Source organism: Enterococcus sp. HMSC076E04 (genome assembly GCF_001814285.1).
Taxonomy (GTDB): domain Bacteria; phylum Bacillota; class Bacilli; order Lactobacillales; family Enterococcaceae; genus Enterococcus_B; species Enterococcus_B lactis.
The window spans coordinates 60,869-75,557 of record NZ_KV815597.1; the positions used below are offsets into that span (position 1 = coordinate 60,869).

The window sequence follows — 14,689 nt, forward strand, 5'->3', positions numbered from 1 at the left end:
AGGCTATGATCAGACTTTAGAAAGGTCGTGAGTGCTTTGACCACAGGAATTGTAAAATGGTTTGACAACAAAAAAGGATACGGCTTTATCAGTTATGATGACACAGAAGAAATTTTTGTACATTTTACTGCGATTGAAGAAGAGGGATTCAAAACTTTGGAAGAAAATCAAGTGGTCGAATTTGAGATCATCGAGGGGAATCGAGGAACACAAGCTGCCCATGTCAAGAAAGGCAGTGTTCAGACTTCCGAATCCAGTATACATTGATTTAGATAATCAAATAGAGTGAGACGCTTAACGGGTTGATCCGTACGTCTCACTCTTTTCTTTTCCTACAAAGATTCATTTCTTCAGGGCCTATTTTTTAAAATTAACTTTTTCTATTTTTCGTATATGGGATATTATTTCTTTTCTGTTGAGAAGATGGTTCTACTTTAGGCCCGTTTTTTTCAAGATGATCAAAAAGAACCACTTGATCTTTTTTTCGCATCATAAAAACAGATGGGGCTTTCTCATTTTGCAATGTCATTTGTACTCCTGTATTAGTCGGTGTCAAAGACCGAATCTGACCGACAGTTATTTCCCGATCTTTCCAAAAAGCAGCATAGCGTATGATGACCGAGTTGGATTTTAAAATAAAAGAACGCCGCCATCCTAGAAATAGAAAAACAAGAAAAACACCTAAAACAACATTGCTTTTCCAATAAGGACCCGTGTTTTCTAAAGAAAGAATCAGACTAAAAAACAGAATGATCAAGGTCAATGACCAATAGATGATCGTATGTGCCAGTTCAGGCTGCCATCGAATATTTTTTTTCATTCTCTAACCTCTCACCGATTCAGTAATGATATAATCTTACCATAACATTAATTTGAACAAAAAGGAGAATCTCTTTTTATGTTAAAAGTATACATTGATGCCTCTACAAAAGGCAACCCTGGACCTAGCGGGGGAGGGATCTTGATTGTCTATCAAGGTAAACAAGAACAGCTATCTATTCCCCTTTCCGTAGGGACAAACCATCAAGCAGAGTTCGAAGTCTTTTTAAAAACTTTAGAATTTCTAAAGAATAAAGATTTACAGAATGAAACGATTTTCTGTTTTTCAGACAGCAAAACACTGGTTTCTACAGTCGATAAAAACACAACGAAAAACGAGCTTTTCCTTCCCTATCTCCAAAAAATCAAAGAACTTCTGCCCGACTTTTCCTTGTTGATCCTACAATGGTTGCCCGAAAACAAAAACAAAGGGGCAGATAACCTCGCACGACAAGCCCTACAAAAACAATTAAAAGAAAGATAGACTCTTTGAAGAAAAAACTTTAAAGAGTCTTTTTAGTATCTTATCTTTAATACAAAAGATAATTGTGATCAAACGTGATTTCCAAATGATAATCTCCGATTTTCTCTTCTATTTGAATACGTAAAATTCTTTCGAGTTCTGTATCATCACATTGGAATTTTTCAGGAACAACTACATCAAACTGCAGCGTTTTCCCTTGATGGATGACTCTAAAATCATGTATATCGAGCCCTCTACCTGTTTCAAGAAGGATTTGCTTTAATTGATGCAAGATATTATAGTATTTTTCGTTATCAACAGGCATTGGGTCCAAGTGACAGACGAGTTCCACATCCAAAGACTTTTTAAAGTCTTTTTCTATCAAGTCAATAATCTTATGTGCTTCATTCAAGTTCATTGATTCATTTACTTCGATGTGAACTGATGCAAAGCGTTTATTGGGCCCATAGTTATGCACCAACAAATCATGATAGCCAAGTATATCGTTGCAAGCATTCAAGTGCTCTTCCATTTCTTCAATCTCTGCTGACGTTGGGCGACTACCTAATAGCTCATATACAAAATTCCGAAGCATCGTCAATCCACTATAAAGGATATATAATGCTAAAGCAAAACCGATATATCCATCGATACGCCATCCAGTTACCCATTCGATTGCTGCTGAAAGCAATACAGCCAGTGTAGTAAAGACATCATTATAACTATCTGTTGCTGTAGCTCTCAATGTTTCAGAATCAATGGATCGTGCAATAACCTGGTACATTTTTCCTTGTGCAAATTTCAAAAAGATGGAAATGATTAGGGCAAAAAAGACGATGGGTGCTAAAGAGACATTTTCTGGATGGATGATTTTTTCAACGGATGACTCTAAAAATTGAAATCCTACATAAGTAATGATGATTGAAACAAATAACCCACTGATATATTCGAAACGTTCATGTCCATAAGGATGTTCCTGATCCGCTGGCTTTGCAGCAATTTTAAATCCAATCAAAGTCAATATGGATGAAGCAGTGTCTGATAGACTATTCACTGCATCAGCCATAATGGAGACACTCCCTGAAAAAAGTCCAATCATTAGCTTAGAGACAAACAAGATCAGATTCGTAACCAATCCTAATATGCCAGCTAATACTCCTTTTTTTGTCCGCTGTTGCGGTATTTGTTTCTTTTTTTCTTCTTGTTTCTTAACCAAGTTTTTTACCCCTTCTAGTTTGCTTGTTGCTCAGGTAAAAAGATGGAGAGGACAATTCCTCTCTTCCTTTTTCTATCTATCATGCGTCCTATTATTCATTCAAAGATGGCCATTATTCTGGTTTTAATGGTGTTGCTGCAAATAACGCTTTTGCTAGTAATGGTGTTATGATTCCCGCTCCTATTGCTTCGGGTATCCCATTGATTGCTGCAACTCCTGCTAAGGTTTTAAATAAAAGAGCAGAATCTACACCATAGGCATCTGCCGTTGCACCTGTATAAAATAATCCCATGAATCCTAACACTAAGACTGTATTGACCAACGAACCTAATACTCCTGCAAAGATCGAGCTGATTGTTATTGATTTATTTTTTTGATAAATCCAGTGGAAAACCAAACCAGCTACTAAGCCAACAAGTACTCTGGGAACTACCGAAATAATCGGGTTCGTGAATACCAATGTATCAAATGGCGTTGTCGGCATGGCGTAGGCACGGACAATTGTAGCAATTCCCCAAAACAGGCCAATTACCATACCATCTTTTGGACCCAATACTACTGCGGCAATAATTACTGTAATATGAATAATCGTTAAACTGATGAACCCTAATGGAATAAAGCCAAGCCAAGGTACCATAGCTTGTACGATGATGATTGCTAATAAGATAGCACGTAAGACTAGTCGAAAGGTTTTATTTCTGCTATTCATTGTTTTCACCCCTTTTTATTTATACTAATCGTAAAAATTTCTGTCACTTTCGTCAACTAAAGACCATCCGAAATCGACCAATTGATTAGACGCGCTCTTCTATCCCATCGAAAAAAGTATGAGGGCAAGACTATTTGTCTTCGCCCCCATGATCGTGTTTCGTTCAATGATTGAACAGTTGTTTTTTTCTATCAAACATAAACGGTCTATTGTTGCGCAAGCCATTCTTTCGCAGCTTTAAGTGCATCTGGAATACCAGCAGGGTTTTTCCCACCAGCTTGTGCCATATCTGGACGTCCACCACCGCCACCGCCTACTTTTGGTGCGATTGCTTTAATCAAGTCGCCAGCTTTTAGTCCAGCTTCATTTGATTCTTTCGTCATTGCCGCTAGCAGACTGACTTTTCCTTCTTGTTCGTTTGCTAAAACAAGAATGTCTGAAATATTTTTTTGTTTCCATTGGTCAGCTAATTGACGCAGCTGATTCATGTCTTTCACTTTTACTTGTGCTGCAATGATTGTTTTTCCACTGATCGTTTCTGGATCCTTGAATACATCACCGGCTTGTTGATTCGCTAACTTGCTAGCTAATTGTTCATTTTCCTTTTGTAGCTCTCTTACTTGCTGTTGCAATTGTTCCGCTTTTGAAACAACTTCCTTCAATTGAGGTGATTTAACAATTGCTGCTACTTGTTTTAGTTGTTTTTCTTCTTCTTCAAGTAGTTCGTACGCTTCTTTGCTTGTTACAGCCTCGATTCGTCGCACGCCTGCACCAATTCCTGATTCAGAAACGATTTTGAAGATTCCGATGTTTTCTGTGTTTGCTACATGTGTGCCTCCGCACAGTTCGATTGACCAACCGCCAATATTTACTACGCGAACATCATGTCCGTATTTTTCACCAAACAAAGCCATTGCACCCATATTTTTGGCTGTATCGATATCTGTTTCAATTGTTTCAACTGGGATAGCTTCCCAGATTTTTTCGTTGACGATTCTTTCCATTTCAGCTAATTCATCTGAAGTGATTTGACCAAAGTGGGTAAAGTCGAATCGTAAATGTCCAGGAGCAACTAAAGAACCAGCTTGATTTGCATGCTCGCCAAGTACTTCTTTCAATGCTTTGTGCAGTAGATGGGTTGCTGTATGGTTTTTGATGATACGATTGCGCATTGATTGATCGATCAATAGATGATAGGTTTGTCCTTCGCTCATTGGTGCTTTTACTTCTACTGTGTGCATAAATTGACCATTAGGCGCTTTTTGAACATCTGTAACAACTGCAACGATTTCTCCTGCTTCATCCATGATCCAACCTTGGTCTGCTACTTGGCCACCCATTTCTGCATAAAAAGGTGTTTGGTCAAAGATCATTTGAGCTTCACCTTCTGCGATTTCGTTCAGAAGAGATTCGCCTTTTACGATGACCAATAATTGACTATCTGATTCTTGCTCCGTGTATCCGATGAATTTACTTTCTACTTTGATATCTGTCAATAAAGCAGATTGTACACCCATTGATTTTTCTGTACTACGGGCAGAGCGAGCACGTTCACGTTGTGCGTCCATTTCTTTTTCAAAACCAGCATGATCAACTTTCAGTCCTTCATCTTCTGCCACTTCTTCCGTTAATTCTACTGGGAAGCCATATGTGTCGTATAGTTTGAAGATGTCTTTTCCTGCTAGAGTCGTACCGTTTTCGTTTTTCACTTCTTGGATCACTTGATTCAAGATTTCCAAACCTTCATTGATTGTTTCATTGAAACGTTCTTCTTCTGTACGGATAACTTTTTCAATAAATTCTTTTTGTTGAAGTACTTCAGGATAATAACTTACCATGATCTCTCCAACGACAGGGACTAAACGATATAAGAATGCTTGTTCAATACCTAATTTTTTCCCATGCATGACCGCACGACGAAGCAAACGGCGTAAGACATACCCTCTTCCTTCATTCGATGGTAATGCACCATCGCCAATAGCAAATGAAAGGGCGCGAATATGATCTGCGATTACTTTGTAAGAAATATCTGTTACTGGGTTTTCACCATATTTTACTTGTTTGCTTAGCTTTTCTACAGCGTGGATAATAGGCATAAACAAATCTGTCTCAAAGTTCGTTGGCGCATCTTGAACGATTGAGACCATACGTTCCAATCCCATGCCCGTATCAATGTTTTTATGAGGAAGTGGTTCAAATGTATTATCAGGTTTATGGTTGAATTCTGAAAATACCAAGTTCCAGATTTCTAAATAACGTTCATTTTCTCCTCCTGGATAGTTTTCAGGATCATCTTCTGCTAAATCGTTATAAGCTTCTCCTCGATCATAGAAAATTTCCGTATCTGGTCCACATGGGCCTGCTCCGATATCCCAGAAGTTGTCTTCTACATCGATAATGTGATCTAGCGGCAGACCGACTTCTTCATGCCAGATGCGTTTTGCTTCTGTATCTTTTGGATAAACTGTTACATAAAGTTTTTCTGGATCGAATGCCATCCATTTTGGATCAGTCAAAAATTCCCATGCCCAGTGGATGGCTTCATTTTTGAAATAGTCACCAATAGAAAAATTACCCAGCATCTCAAACATCGTATGGTGACGTGCTGTTTTACCGACATTTTCGATATCATTTGTTCGAATAGACTTTTGGGCATTTGTGATTCTTGGGTTTTCTGGTACAACTGAACCATCAAAATATTTTTTCAATGTTGCAACACCAGAGTTGATCCATAATAAGGTTGGATCGTTCACGGGGATCAAAGACGCACTAGGTTCAATTGTATGTCCTTTAGACTGGAAGAAATCAAGAAACATTTGTCGAACTTGTGCACTACTTAATTGTTTCATGTCATTACCTGCTTTCTATAAATTAAATACAAAAAAACACCATTACAGCCAAGGACGAAAACTCGCGGTACCACCTTGATTGCAATGATGTGTAATCATTACCTCTTAAACTCGATAACGCTGAGCTGCGTCGGTATTTCTACCAAAATAGAAAAAGGGAGCAATTTGATTAGTGACTATTCTTTTTTCAGCCAAGAAAGAATTTTCTGTGAGTCTTAAAAAAACAAATCATGTCCTTTTCGTACTTTAATAAGTATACGCATTCTGTCAATCACTGTCAATATCTCAATTGCCTATTTTTATTTCCTTTTGGTCATATCCCATATTTTTTGGTACGATAAGGATAAAGAAATCAATACATCTCAGTTATTCATGATGAGGAGGAATATAATGAAAAAAATAGTTGGCGCAGATGAATGGATCCGCGCAGCTAGCTGCTTTTTGAGATATCAAGTTTTTGTATTAGAACAAGGGATTCCTGCAGAACTAGAATTCGACGGAAAAGATATCCCGCAACAAAACTATTATCTATTTCTTGAACAAAAAAGACCAGTAGCCACATTGCGTTATGAAAAGAAAACACCTACTTGCTTCAAGCCAGAACGCTTTTGCGTAGCAAAAGAATACCGAGGAAAAGGGTTAGGCGGTCAGTTGCTTGAAGCTGCAGAAAAACAGGCGATGTCAGAAGGTTGTCAGACTAGTTATGTAGTAGCTGAAATGACGGCTGTAGATTTTTATGAAAAACAAGGGTATCATACTTGCACAGAACCTTTTATTGAAGATGAAGTACTTTGTATCGGAATGGAAAAAAGTCTAGCTTAAAAACAAGAGATTGTGACACGCCTTTTGTCACAACCTCTTGTTTTTTATTTATGCGAATTTTTCTTATTTTTACGAGCAGTACGACTTTGCTGTCTGCGTTCGATTTTACGTGCTTTTTTATTTTTTTCTGCAATTGCCCAATCGATTTTTTTCTTATAACCAGGCTTGATCTTTTTCTTTTTCTTCTTCACAAGTCCAATCAGTGTTGGGTCTAATACATCCTTTGATTTTTCTCGTTTGGTACGTCTATTACGATCATATGTTTTAACGATTTCACCATTTTTGATTTCTTTCGGTTCAAATGAGACGCCTAATTTCTCGATTGCATCAATGGCTTGTTCATCGTTTGGTGAATACAACGTAATGGCCGTTCCTTTTAATCCATTACGTCCAGTACGTCCGACACGATGGATAAAGAAGTCCAGATCTTCCGGGATTTCTGCATTGATAACATGAGAAACGCCTTCTATATCGATTCCTCTAGCAGCTAAATCAGTCGCTACAACATATTGATACTCCAGATTCTGTACTTGTCGCATCACTCGTTTTCTCTCTCTTGGTGTGATGTCCCCGTGAATCTTTGCTACTTTCAATCCTTGGTTTTTCAAATAATCAGCAATTTCATCCACATGCTGTTTTGTATTGGCAAATACGATTGCTAAATAAGGATGACCAATCGTCAGCAGTTGATAAATCATTTGATTCTCATCTTTACCTTTTGTTGAGATCAGCCAATTTTCGATATCTTCAGAAATAACTGCTTTCGGCTTGATTTCTTCAATGATTGGATTCTCCATATATTTTCGCAAGAATGGACGCAGTTTTTCTGGAATAGTGGCAGAAAAGACTAAGAACTGCAATTTTTCTGGTAACCGACTTGCAATTTGGTCTACTTCATTTAAAAAACCCATATCCAATGTCATATCCGCTTCATCAACAACAAATGCAAATGCTGTGTGAATCTTCAACGCTTGTTCATTCATCATGTCTAATATTCTACCTGGCGTGCCTACTACGACCTGTGGCTGCTGATGGTGCAGACGGTTTAACTGACGCTGTTTGTCTGTCCCCCCGACAAAATTCGAAACACGGATCTCCGGTGTAGAAAATTTAGCGATTTGTGTAGCTGCTTCATAAATTTGTGCAGCCAGTTCTCTACTTGGAGCTGTAATAACAACTTGTACTTCCTCTTTATCTGCATTGATTTTTTCAAACAACGGCAACAAAAACGTATGTGTTTTTCCTGTACCAGTTTGAGATTGCCCAATGATATTTTTTCCTTTTGCAATTAAAGGAATCAAACGTTCCTGGACCTCTGTGGGCTGTTTGAAGCCCTTTGCGGCTAACGCTTCATTGATAAATGGCTTGAAGCGGGATATATCAAAATTATTCATTCGTGCACCTCTTCTCTTTAAATTATCACGACTTTGGCATTATAACATAGACAAAGTATTTTTGCTCAGCTAATTTCGAGAATCATCATCCTTTGTTTGAGCAATCGTGCTAACGGTATATGTGTGACTAGCTTTTTCATAAAACAGAATCCGTTTTTTTCTCAAAAATGATAGCAAGATATTTAAAATAAAAATACCTTGCAGTAACAAGACACCGAGAGAAATGAATACTGCACTCATCTGCAACACCGTATTCGTTGTCGAATTCATGATTTGCTGAAGCAACTGTCCCAACCAGCTTAAACCATAAAAAAGAAAATATAGATACCCGTAGCGGATAATCAATGCTTTCAAAGAAATTCGCTCGCGGTCTTGCTCCACCAAGCGGATGCGTACAATTTTTTTCCCAAGTGTCCATCCATTGGTTATAAACGGTACAATCATAAAGTATAGCCCTACTTCCAATAAAAGCCACCAGATATGAGAAGTAACTGTCCCTGAATCGAACGCAAGTTTAAAGAAAATCGCTGCGATAAAATTGACAATAGATAAAAATGTCCAGTCGATCAAATAAGCGACCAAACGTCGTGTCAACGAGACAGTTTTTCCTTTTTCATAAGAAAGTTCATCCATCCGTCTTCTCGTAGGAAGCATAAATGTAAATAACGGCGTAACGACAAAACCAATGATTCCACCCAATGTATTTGTCACTAAATCATTCACATCAAATAAGCGGTATGGTCTTGGGTAGATAAAATAAAGGCCACTTAGCTGCGTCAGCTCAAAAAATAGTGATAGACAGAAACTAGCAATCATCGTTTTCATAAAAGAAAGCCGGAAATAATATCTTAAATAAATGCCAAATGGTATGAGTAATAAAACATTAAAAGCTGGTTCCAAAAACACACTCTGCTTCATCGCCGGCAGATAGGTACTAGGTTCAGATAATACCAATACCGTGTTGTCTCTGAAATGTTGCCATGAAGCAAATAAATGCAGCTCCATCTTTGGCCCTGTCATTTGGGCAACCGTCTCCTTTGCCGGAAGTGGTAAGATCACCAGAAAGTATGCACACAATAAATAGAAAATAAAGGAATACAAAATAACTGCCCTTGTTACTAGAAATGTTCCATACTTTCGATAGTCATAAATAAAAAAAACAGATGAAATCGCTAAGGCTAAAAATGGAAAAACAATCAGCGCAAAACGAATCGGTTCGATATAACTTGCCATGTGACTCCTCCTTGATTCTTTGTATCTCCCTTATCTTAGCAGTCCTTTGCTGTTTCAAGCAAGTAACGAGGCTATTATTTCTCATTTCTTTCAAAGTAAAGTAAGATAAACTCAAAGGGGGTGTTGAGATGCTGAATATGTACTTTGTTTTTGGCGTACCTATTTTTTTACTGTTCCTTTATGCAACAATTGCTTATGTAAGAAAAAGAACTACGATTCATTATTTAGGATTTATTCTCCTGATTATTTCAGGTTTCATGCTTGTCTTCAACCTTCAGACTTGGCAGCAAGCGCTTTTTGAAATGGATAAAATGACTCCACATGCTTTGTCTAAAATGATTGGCTACCCTGTCTATCTGATTTGGCTTCCCATTTTCATTTCTGGTTGCTTAGTTTTATTAAATATTTATCGCGGTGTACGCCGAATATTTCTCTTACGCAAAACAAAATAACAGGCAGAAATCGGTTGAACCCGATTTCTGCCTGTTTTCTCAATTCAAATGCATACCGATCCCTGGTCCTAACGGTAGTTGGAATACATAATAGAGAATAAATAAAATGATCCATGTGATAGTTAGACTTACAGCATGTGGCAGCATTATGGAAATAATCGTTCCGACACCGGTTTTCTTTTGATATTTCGTGGCAAATGTGACGATCAAAGCAAAATACGGCATCAGTGGCGTAATAATATTGACAGGAGAATCAGCTACTCGATAAGCAGCCAAAACAGCTTCTGGAGCTACTCCCAACTGATAGAGTAATGGAACAAATATTGGGGTTAAAATAGCAAATTTTGGTATCGCTCCCACTAAAATAAAATCAAGAATAAGTGCTAGTGCTAAGAAACTAAGTAACAAGGCTAAGCTGCTCAAATTCATATCTTCAATAATCGTGGCTGAATTGACTGCCCAAACAGTACCTAAATTAGTAAAATTGAAATATGAAATGAATTGGCTAATGATTAACAATAAGAAAATCATCCCACCTAAGTTGCTGAATACTTTAATAATCGGATTTACTACATCCAAACTCGATTTGACTTTTCCAACTGCCTTTCCAAAACATATCCCTGGAATCAAAAATGAAATCAAGATCAAAGCGATTAAACTATCCATAAAAGGTGTAGAACCAATCAATTCATCAGTTTCAGGATGGCGAAGTGGGGCACCACTTGGTATCGTAATCAACAGGATAAATGCCAGTACCACTGTAAATCCCCAAAAAGCCCAATGTAAGCCTTTCGTTTCATCGGTAATCTCATCGTTAGCAATCATTCCTTTTTCTTGGAATGTTCCTAAGCGAGGTTCAATGAGTTTTTCGTTAATGATAGTGGAAACAATCACTACTAAGATGGTTGATGCAATCGAAAAATAAAAAATTGCCATTAAATCAACAGAATAGGATGGATTAATGATATGTACTGCATCATTTAATATTTCGGTAAGCATACCATCCACTGGCGTAATAACTAAGTTGACTCCAAATCCTCCTGAAACACCTGCAAAGGCAGCAGATAAACCTGCTAAAGGATGTCGCCCGACTTTATAAAATACTGCTGCACCTAATGGAATCAATACTAGATACCCAGCATCAGAGGCAATACTCGACATTACGCCAAGAAGTACTAGTACCGCTGTCAGACTAGATTTTGGTACTACCTTTACCAGCTTTCGAATCATCGCACCGATTAAGCCAACCTCTTCTGCAAATCCTACGCCTGCCATCGCCACTAAAGTGACTCCAAGAGCCTGAAAGCTCATCAGATTTGAGACGATCGAAGTCAACATAAAACGGATCCCTTCACCACTCAACAAACTTTTTACATGTGTAGTAGTAAGCTCTAGTGCTCCTGTTTCAGCATTAATAGCATCAAACGTAACGTATTGACCCATTAGATAAAAAATATGAGACAGTACTCCTACAATAACGATCAAAATTAAGAATATAATAGCTGGATGGGGCACCTTGTTCCCTAGTTTTTCTACTGTATCTAACACTTTATCTAATCTAGAATGTTTTTCTTTTGGCATCTATTCTCCTCCTTTTTCAAACCAGATGAAAGAAAAACAAGCTTTTTCTATGGAATCTTTTTTCATTCATCTGGTTCATTTTTATTTTTAGAATCTTCTTTACTTCAAGGAAATTGCCGTCTTATTCTCTGCAATCTTTCAAACTTTCATGAATATTCTTTTTTACTGAAGGATACAAGCGTTACGAGTGTGAAAATAGTTACGACTGATTGGGAACGTTTTTTCTATGAATACGTTTATTTAACCAAACGATAGATTGCTTCAGCGTAAATAGCTGTTGCTTTCAAAATATCTTCTACGTACATATATTCATTTGGCTGATGCATTACATTTTCTCTACCAGGAAATAAACTACCGTACGCACATCCTTTTTCAAAGATTCGTCCATACGTACCTCCACCAATTGTTTGTTCGTAACCTTTTTCCCCAGTATGTTTTTCGTAAACAGACAATAATGTTTGGATGAATGGATCATCTCCTGAAACATAATGCAGAGTCTTGATGTCTCCAACTATCGAAATTGATACTGATTCATTTTGAAGGACAGTTAGCAAGGATTCTTGAATTTTTTCTTTTGTGATCCCTTTTGGATGACGAATATTAAGAATGATCTTTTTCTCTCCTTCTTGCTGATAAATGAATACATTAGCACTTGAAGTCACTTTTCCCATCACGTCATCTTCATAATCGACCATTAACCGATGCCCATTAAAGTCTTCATGCAGATAATTGGCAATGACAGAAAGATAAGCAGATCCTGAGCTGTCTAATGGATATTGATGCAAAAAGTCGGCGAGATAAGTTCCCGCATTGATACCAAATTTTGGTTCTTGGGCATGTGCAGCTTTTCCATACAGAACGAAGGATGCTTCTCCTTCCTTATATTCAAAAGTCCCTTTCAATTTTTTGTCATCTAGATATTTTGTATATCCAGCTTCTAAAGAAGATAACTTTTCCAAATCAGGAATTTCCAAGACGGCTATTGCCTCGCTTGGTACCATATTTGCACGCAAACCAGAAGAGAATCTTTTCAGTTGCATTTTGTCTGCCTTTTCTTCCTTCAAAGTAAAACTCAACTCGAAAGATAAGATCCCTTTTTCACCATTAATGATTGGGAAATTGGCATCTGGCGAAAATCCAAATGCTGGCATTTCTTCTTTTTCCATATAACGATGGATACCTATCCACTCACTCTCTTCATCTGTTCCGAAAATGAATCGAATTTTTTTCGATGTTGATAATTGCAGTTCTTTGATAATTTTCATCCCATAATAGGCAGCAATACAAGGACCTTTGTCATCACTTGAACCTCTTGCGAACAATTTCCCTTCTTTGATGATTGGTTCGAACGGATCAGTTGCCCACCCTTCTCCTGGCGGTACGACATCTACATGTCCTAAGATACCAAGTGCTTCTGCTGTTTCTTCCCCATATTCTATATGTCCGGCTAGATTATCAATGTTTTTAACTCTGAAGCCATCTCTTTCCCCAAATGACAGTACTTTTTTCAATGCTAAAGCAGGACCAGCGCCTAGCGGATATTCATCTGTCTGATGTTCGATATCCCTTACACTATTGATGCGTAGCAATTCACTTAAATCCTCTAGCAACATCTCTTTTCTCTTTTGTGCTTCTTGCAACCAGTTTATTTCCATAAGATCCTCCTTGGTAGAAATGACTTAATTTCTTAACGGGTATTTATGGTCAAAAGTTTGTTTCCAATGAATTTCAAATCATTTTTTGCTATCTACGTTTCAAATAAAGGTAAAACGGGATACCAGCAAGTGTCAATGCAATCCCCATCGAAGCTAAAAAAGTTTGAGTGATAAGTGTGCTTGATACAATAAAGGTTCCTCCAATGATTGCTACTAATGGGATAAACGGATACATCGGAACTTTATATGGTCGAATCAGATCAGGTTCTTTTTTACGAAGAAGAATGACACCAACAAAGACCATCGTATAAAAAATCCAAATGACAAAGATCAGCATATCCGTTAGTGTATCAAAACCACCGACCATCATCATGCCAATAGCGATGACTAGCTCTAAGATACCTGCGGCTACAGGAACTTTAGTTTTATCATGAAGTTTAGCAAAAAGCTTGCTAAAAGGCAGGTTGTTTTCTTTTGCCATAACATAAGGAAGACGCATTCCAGTAAGGGTATAGCCATTGATAGTTCCATAAACAGAAATCAAGATACCAACTGTGACCAGTCTTCCACCAAAGCCGCCAAAAATCATTTTTGCAACATCACTTGCCGCATTGCTGTTTCCTACGACTCCGTCGATAGATGCGGTTCTTAAGAACACCGCATTTACTAATAAATAAACGATCATGATTCCGATGATTCCTAAAGAAACGGCTTTTGGCAAATCTTTCGCCGGCTTTTTCAATTCTCCCGAAATATTTCCTACGTGTATCCAACCGTCGTATGCGAACATCGTTGCTAGTAAGCCAGCTCCCAAAGCAGAGAAAAATGAAAGGTTTTCTCCTGCTTGGATCGGAAACAGTTGGAAGTCTACTCCTTCTTGTCGGAATAAACCGAAAATAACGATCACAAACAAAGGAATGAGTTTGCAGACAAGCGTAATCGACTGAAAAGCTCCTCCAGCTTTAGAACCTAAAAAATTGATCAACATGATCGATACAGCAGCTGTAACAGCTACAGGAACAATCATCGACTGGGAAAGATCAAATAAATTGACGAACTGTGTACCGAAAATGATCGACAAGGCTGCTACATTTGCTGGAAAATAAATCACGACTTGAGCCCAGCCAAGTAAAAATGCTGCTGTATTTCCATAAATCCGTTCAATATATTTGATCATCCCGCCTGTTTCAGGAATAGCCGCTGCCAATTCAGCTCCTGTCAGTCCTGCACAAACAGAAATCACACCACCTAGAAACCAGGAAAACATATGCAAACTGACGGTACCTGTTACTTCTGCTACGCTCGCGGCTTTGAAAAACACCCCTGCACCGATCACTGTGCCCATAACAGTCGATAAAGCAGTGAAAAAAACCATCGTACGCTTCAATTCATTTTCCGTTTTTACTTCCTTTACTGGCGTGGCTTGATATTCTTCCATTACTTACCTCCTTCCATACCATAGCCAAAAAGTATAGAAACCTTTTTGGCTATAGTTC

Annotated in this window: 13 protein-coding genes; 4 read left to right on the forward strand and 9 right to left on the reverse strand. The window is 37.9% G+C overall.

Translation table 11 applies throughout. The features are described 5' to 3' along the window. Nucleotides 1-36 precede the first annotated feature (36 nt). Complete coding sequence (locus tag HMPREF2961_RS06990) at nucleotides 37-267, forward strand: cold-shock protein (protein WP_002315067.1); 231 nt, start codon at nucleotides 37-39, stop codon at nucleotides 265-267. A gap of 103 nt (nucleotides 268-370) precedes the next feature. Here HMPREF2961_RS06990 and HMPREF2961_RS06995 read toward each other — a convergent pair whose 3' ends face one another. Further along, nucleotides 371-820, reverse strand: coding sequence for an EbsA family protein (locus tag HMPREF2961_RS06995; RefSeq protein WP_002315068.1), 450 nt, complete (start codon nucleotides 818-820; stop codon nucleotides 371-373). 78 nt (nucleotides 821-898) lie between these two features. Here HMPREF2961_RS06995 and HMPREF2961_RS07000 point away from each other — a divergent pair, with 78 nt between their 5' ends. Beyond that, nucleotides 899-1,303: a ribonuclease HI family protein gene (locus HMPREF2961_RS07000; RefSeq protein WP_002315069.1), complete on the forward strand. Its 405-nt coding sequence runs from the start codon at nucleotides 899-901 to the stop codon at nucleotides 1,301-1,303. Between the two features lie 46 nt (nucleotides 1,304-1,349). Here HMPREF2961_RS07000 and HMPREF2961_RS07005 read toward each other — a convergent pair whose 3' ends face one another. The 3 genes from HMPREF2961_RS07005 to alaS all read right to left on the reverse strand — a co-directional run bounded on the left by HMPREF2961_RS07005 (nucleotide 1,350) and on the right by alaS (nucleotide 6,056). After that, nucleotides 1,350-2,498, reverse strand: a complete 1,149-nt coding sequence (locus HMPREF2961_RS07005) for a cation diffusion facilitator family transporter (protein ID WP_024636295.1) — start codon at nucleotides 2,496-2,498, stop codon at nucleotides 1,350-1,352. 112 nt (nucleotides 2,499-2,610) lie between these two features. Next, nucleotides 2,611-3,207: an ECF transporter S component gene (locus HMPREF2961_RS07010; protein ID WP_002315071.1), complete on the reverse strand. Its 597-nt coding sequence runs from the start codon at nucleotides 3,205-3,207 to the stop codon at nucleotides 2,611-2,613. Nucleotides 3,208-3,413: 206 nt separating this feature from the next. Continuing rightward, nucleotides 3,414-6,056, reverse strand: a complete 2,643-nt coding sequence (alaS, locus tag HMPREF2961_RS07015) for an alanine--tRNA ligase (protein WP_002315072.1) — start codon at nucleotides 6,054-6,056, stop codon at nucleotides 3,414-3,416. 390 nt (nucleotides 6,057-6,446) lie between these two features. Here alaS and HMPREF2961_RS07020 point away from each other — a divergent pair, with 390 nt between their 5' ends. Further along, nucleotides 6,447-6,878 (forward strand): GNAT family N-acetyltransferase, encoded by a 432-nt coding sequence (locus HMPREF2961_RS07020; protein WP_002315073.1) that lies wholly within the window; start codon nucleotides 6,447-6,449, stop codon nucleotides 6,876-6,878. A 44-nt stretch (nucleotides 6,879-6,922) separates the two neighbouring features. Here HMPREF2961_RS07020 and HMPREF2961_RS07025 read toward each other — a convergent pair whose 3' ends face one another. Continuing rightward, the gene (locus HMPREF2961_RS07025; protein ID WP_070704403.1) at nucleotides 6,923-8,272 is read right to left on the reverse strand and encodes a DEAD/DEAH box helicase; all 1,350 of its coding nucleotides are present in this window, start codon (nucleotides 8,270-8,272) and stop codon (nucleotides 6,923-6,925) included. Between the two features lie 69 nt (nucleotides 8,273-8,341). Beyond that, nucleotides 8,342-9,505, reverse strand: coding sequence for a VanZ family protein (locus HMPREF2961_RS07030; RefSeq protein WP_070704407.1), 1,164 nt, complete (start codon nucleotides 9,503-9,505; stop codon nucleotides 8,342-8,344). A gap of 128 nt (nucleotides 9,506-9,633) precedes the next feature. Between HMPREF2961_RS07030 and HMPREF2961_RS07035 the strand changes: the two genes are divergently transcribed. After that, nucleotides 9,634-9,957 carry a hypothetical protein gene (locus tag HMPREF2961_RS07035; RefSeq protein ID WP_002315076.1) on the forward strand — a complete coding sequence of 108 codons (324 nt, stop codon included), beginning with the start codon at nucleotides 9,634-9,636 and terminating at the stop codon, nucleotides 9,955-9,957. A gap of 39 nt (nucleotides 9,958-9,996) precedes the next feature. Here the strand turns inward: HMPREF2961_RS07035 and HMPREF2961_RS07040 are convergent, their stop codons facing one another. From HMPREF2961_RS07040 to HMPREF2961_RS07050, 3 genes are all read right to left on the reverse strand, one after another. Further along, a complete protein-coding gene (locus HMPREF2961_RS07040; RefSeq protein WP_070704410.1) occupies nucleotides 9,997-11,538 on the reverse strand; it encodes an AbgT family transporter in 1,542 nt (513 codons plus the stop codon). Nucleotides 11,539-11,774: 236 nt separating this feature from the next. Next, nucleotides 11,775-13,193 (reverse strand): dipeptidase PepV, encoded by a 1,419-nt coding sequence (gene pepV / locus HMPREF2961_RS07045; RefSeq protein WP_070704413.1) that lies wholly within the window; start codon nucleotides 13,191-13,193, stop codon nucleotides 11,775-11,777. A gap of 88 nt (nucleotides 13,194-13,281) precedes the next feature. Then, nucleotides 13,282-14,631: an APC family permease gene (locus HMPREF2961_RS07050; RefSeq protein ID WP_024636294.1), complete on the reverse strand. Its 1,350-nt coding sequence runs from the start codon at nucleotides 14,629-14,631 to the stop codon at nucleotides 13,282-13,284. Nucleotides 14,632-14,689: the final 58 nt, after the last annotated feature.

What these genes read in the sequence shown, in the direction of transcription:
- HMPREF2961_RS06995 (WP_002315068.1), bottom strand. Translation starts at nt 820, where the DNA reads ATGAAAAAAAATATTCGATGGCAGCCTGAACTGGCACATACGATCATC.
- HMPREF2961_RS07010 (WP_002315071.1), bottom strand. Translation starts at nt 3,207, where the DNA reads ATGAATAGCAGAAATAAAACCTTTCGACTAGTCTTACGTGCTATCTTA.
- HMPREF2961_RS07000 (WP_002315069.1), top strand. Translation starts at nt 899, where the DNA reads ATGTTAAAAGTATACATTGATGCCTCTACAAAAGGCAACCCTGGACCT.
- alaS (WP_002315072.1), bottom strand. Translation starts at nt 6,056, where the DNA reads ATGAAACAATTAAGTAGTGCACAAGTTCGACAAATGTTTCTTGATTTC.
- HMPREF2961_RS07050 (WP_024636294.1), bottom strand. Translation starts at nt 14,631, where the DNA reads ATGGAAGAATATCAAGCCACGCCAGTAAAGGAAGTAAAAACGGAAAAT.
- HMPREF2961_RS07030 (WP_070704407.1), bottom strand. Translation starts at nt 9,505, where the DNA reads ATGGCAAGTTATATCGAACCGATTCGTTTTGCGCTGATTGTTTTTCCA.
- HMPREF2961_RS07025 (WP_070704403.1), bottom strand. Translation starts at nt 8,272, where the DNA reads ATGAATAATTTTGATATATCCCGCTTCAAGCCATTTATCAATGAAGCG.
- pepV (WP_070704413.1), bottom strand. Translation starts at nt 13,193, where the DNA reads ATGGAAATAAACTGGTTGCAAGAAGCACAAAAGAGAAAAGAGATGTTG.
- HMPREF2961_RS07035 (WP_002315076.1), top strand. Translation starts at nt 9,634, where the DNA reads ATGCTGAATATGTACTTTGTTTTTGGCGTACCTATTTTTTTACTGTTC.
- HMPREF2961_RS07020 (WP_002315073.1), top strand. Translation starts at nt 6,447, where the DNA reads ATGAAAAAAATAGTTGGCGCAGATGAATGGATCCGCGCAGCTAGCTGC.
- HMPREF2961_RS07040 (WP_070704410.1), bottom strand. Translation starts at nt 11,538, where the DNA reads ATGCCAAAAGAAAAACATTCTAGATTAGATAAAGTGTTAGATACAGTA.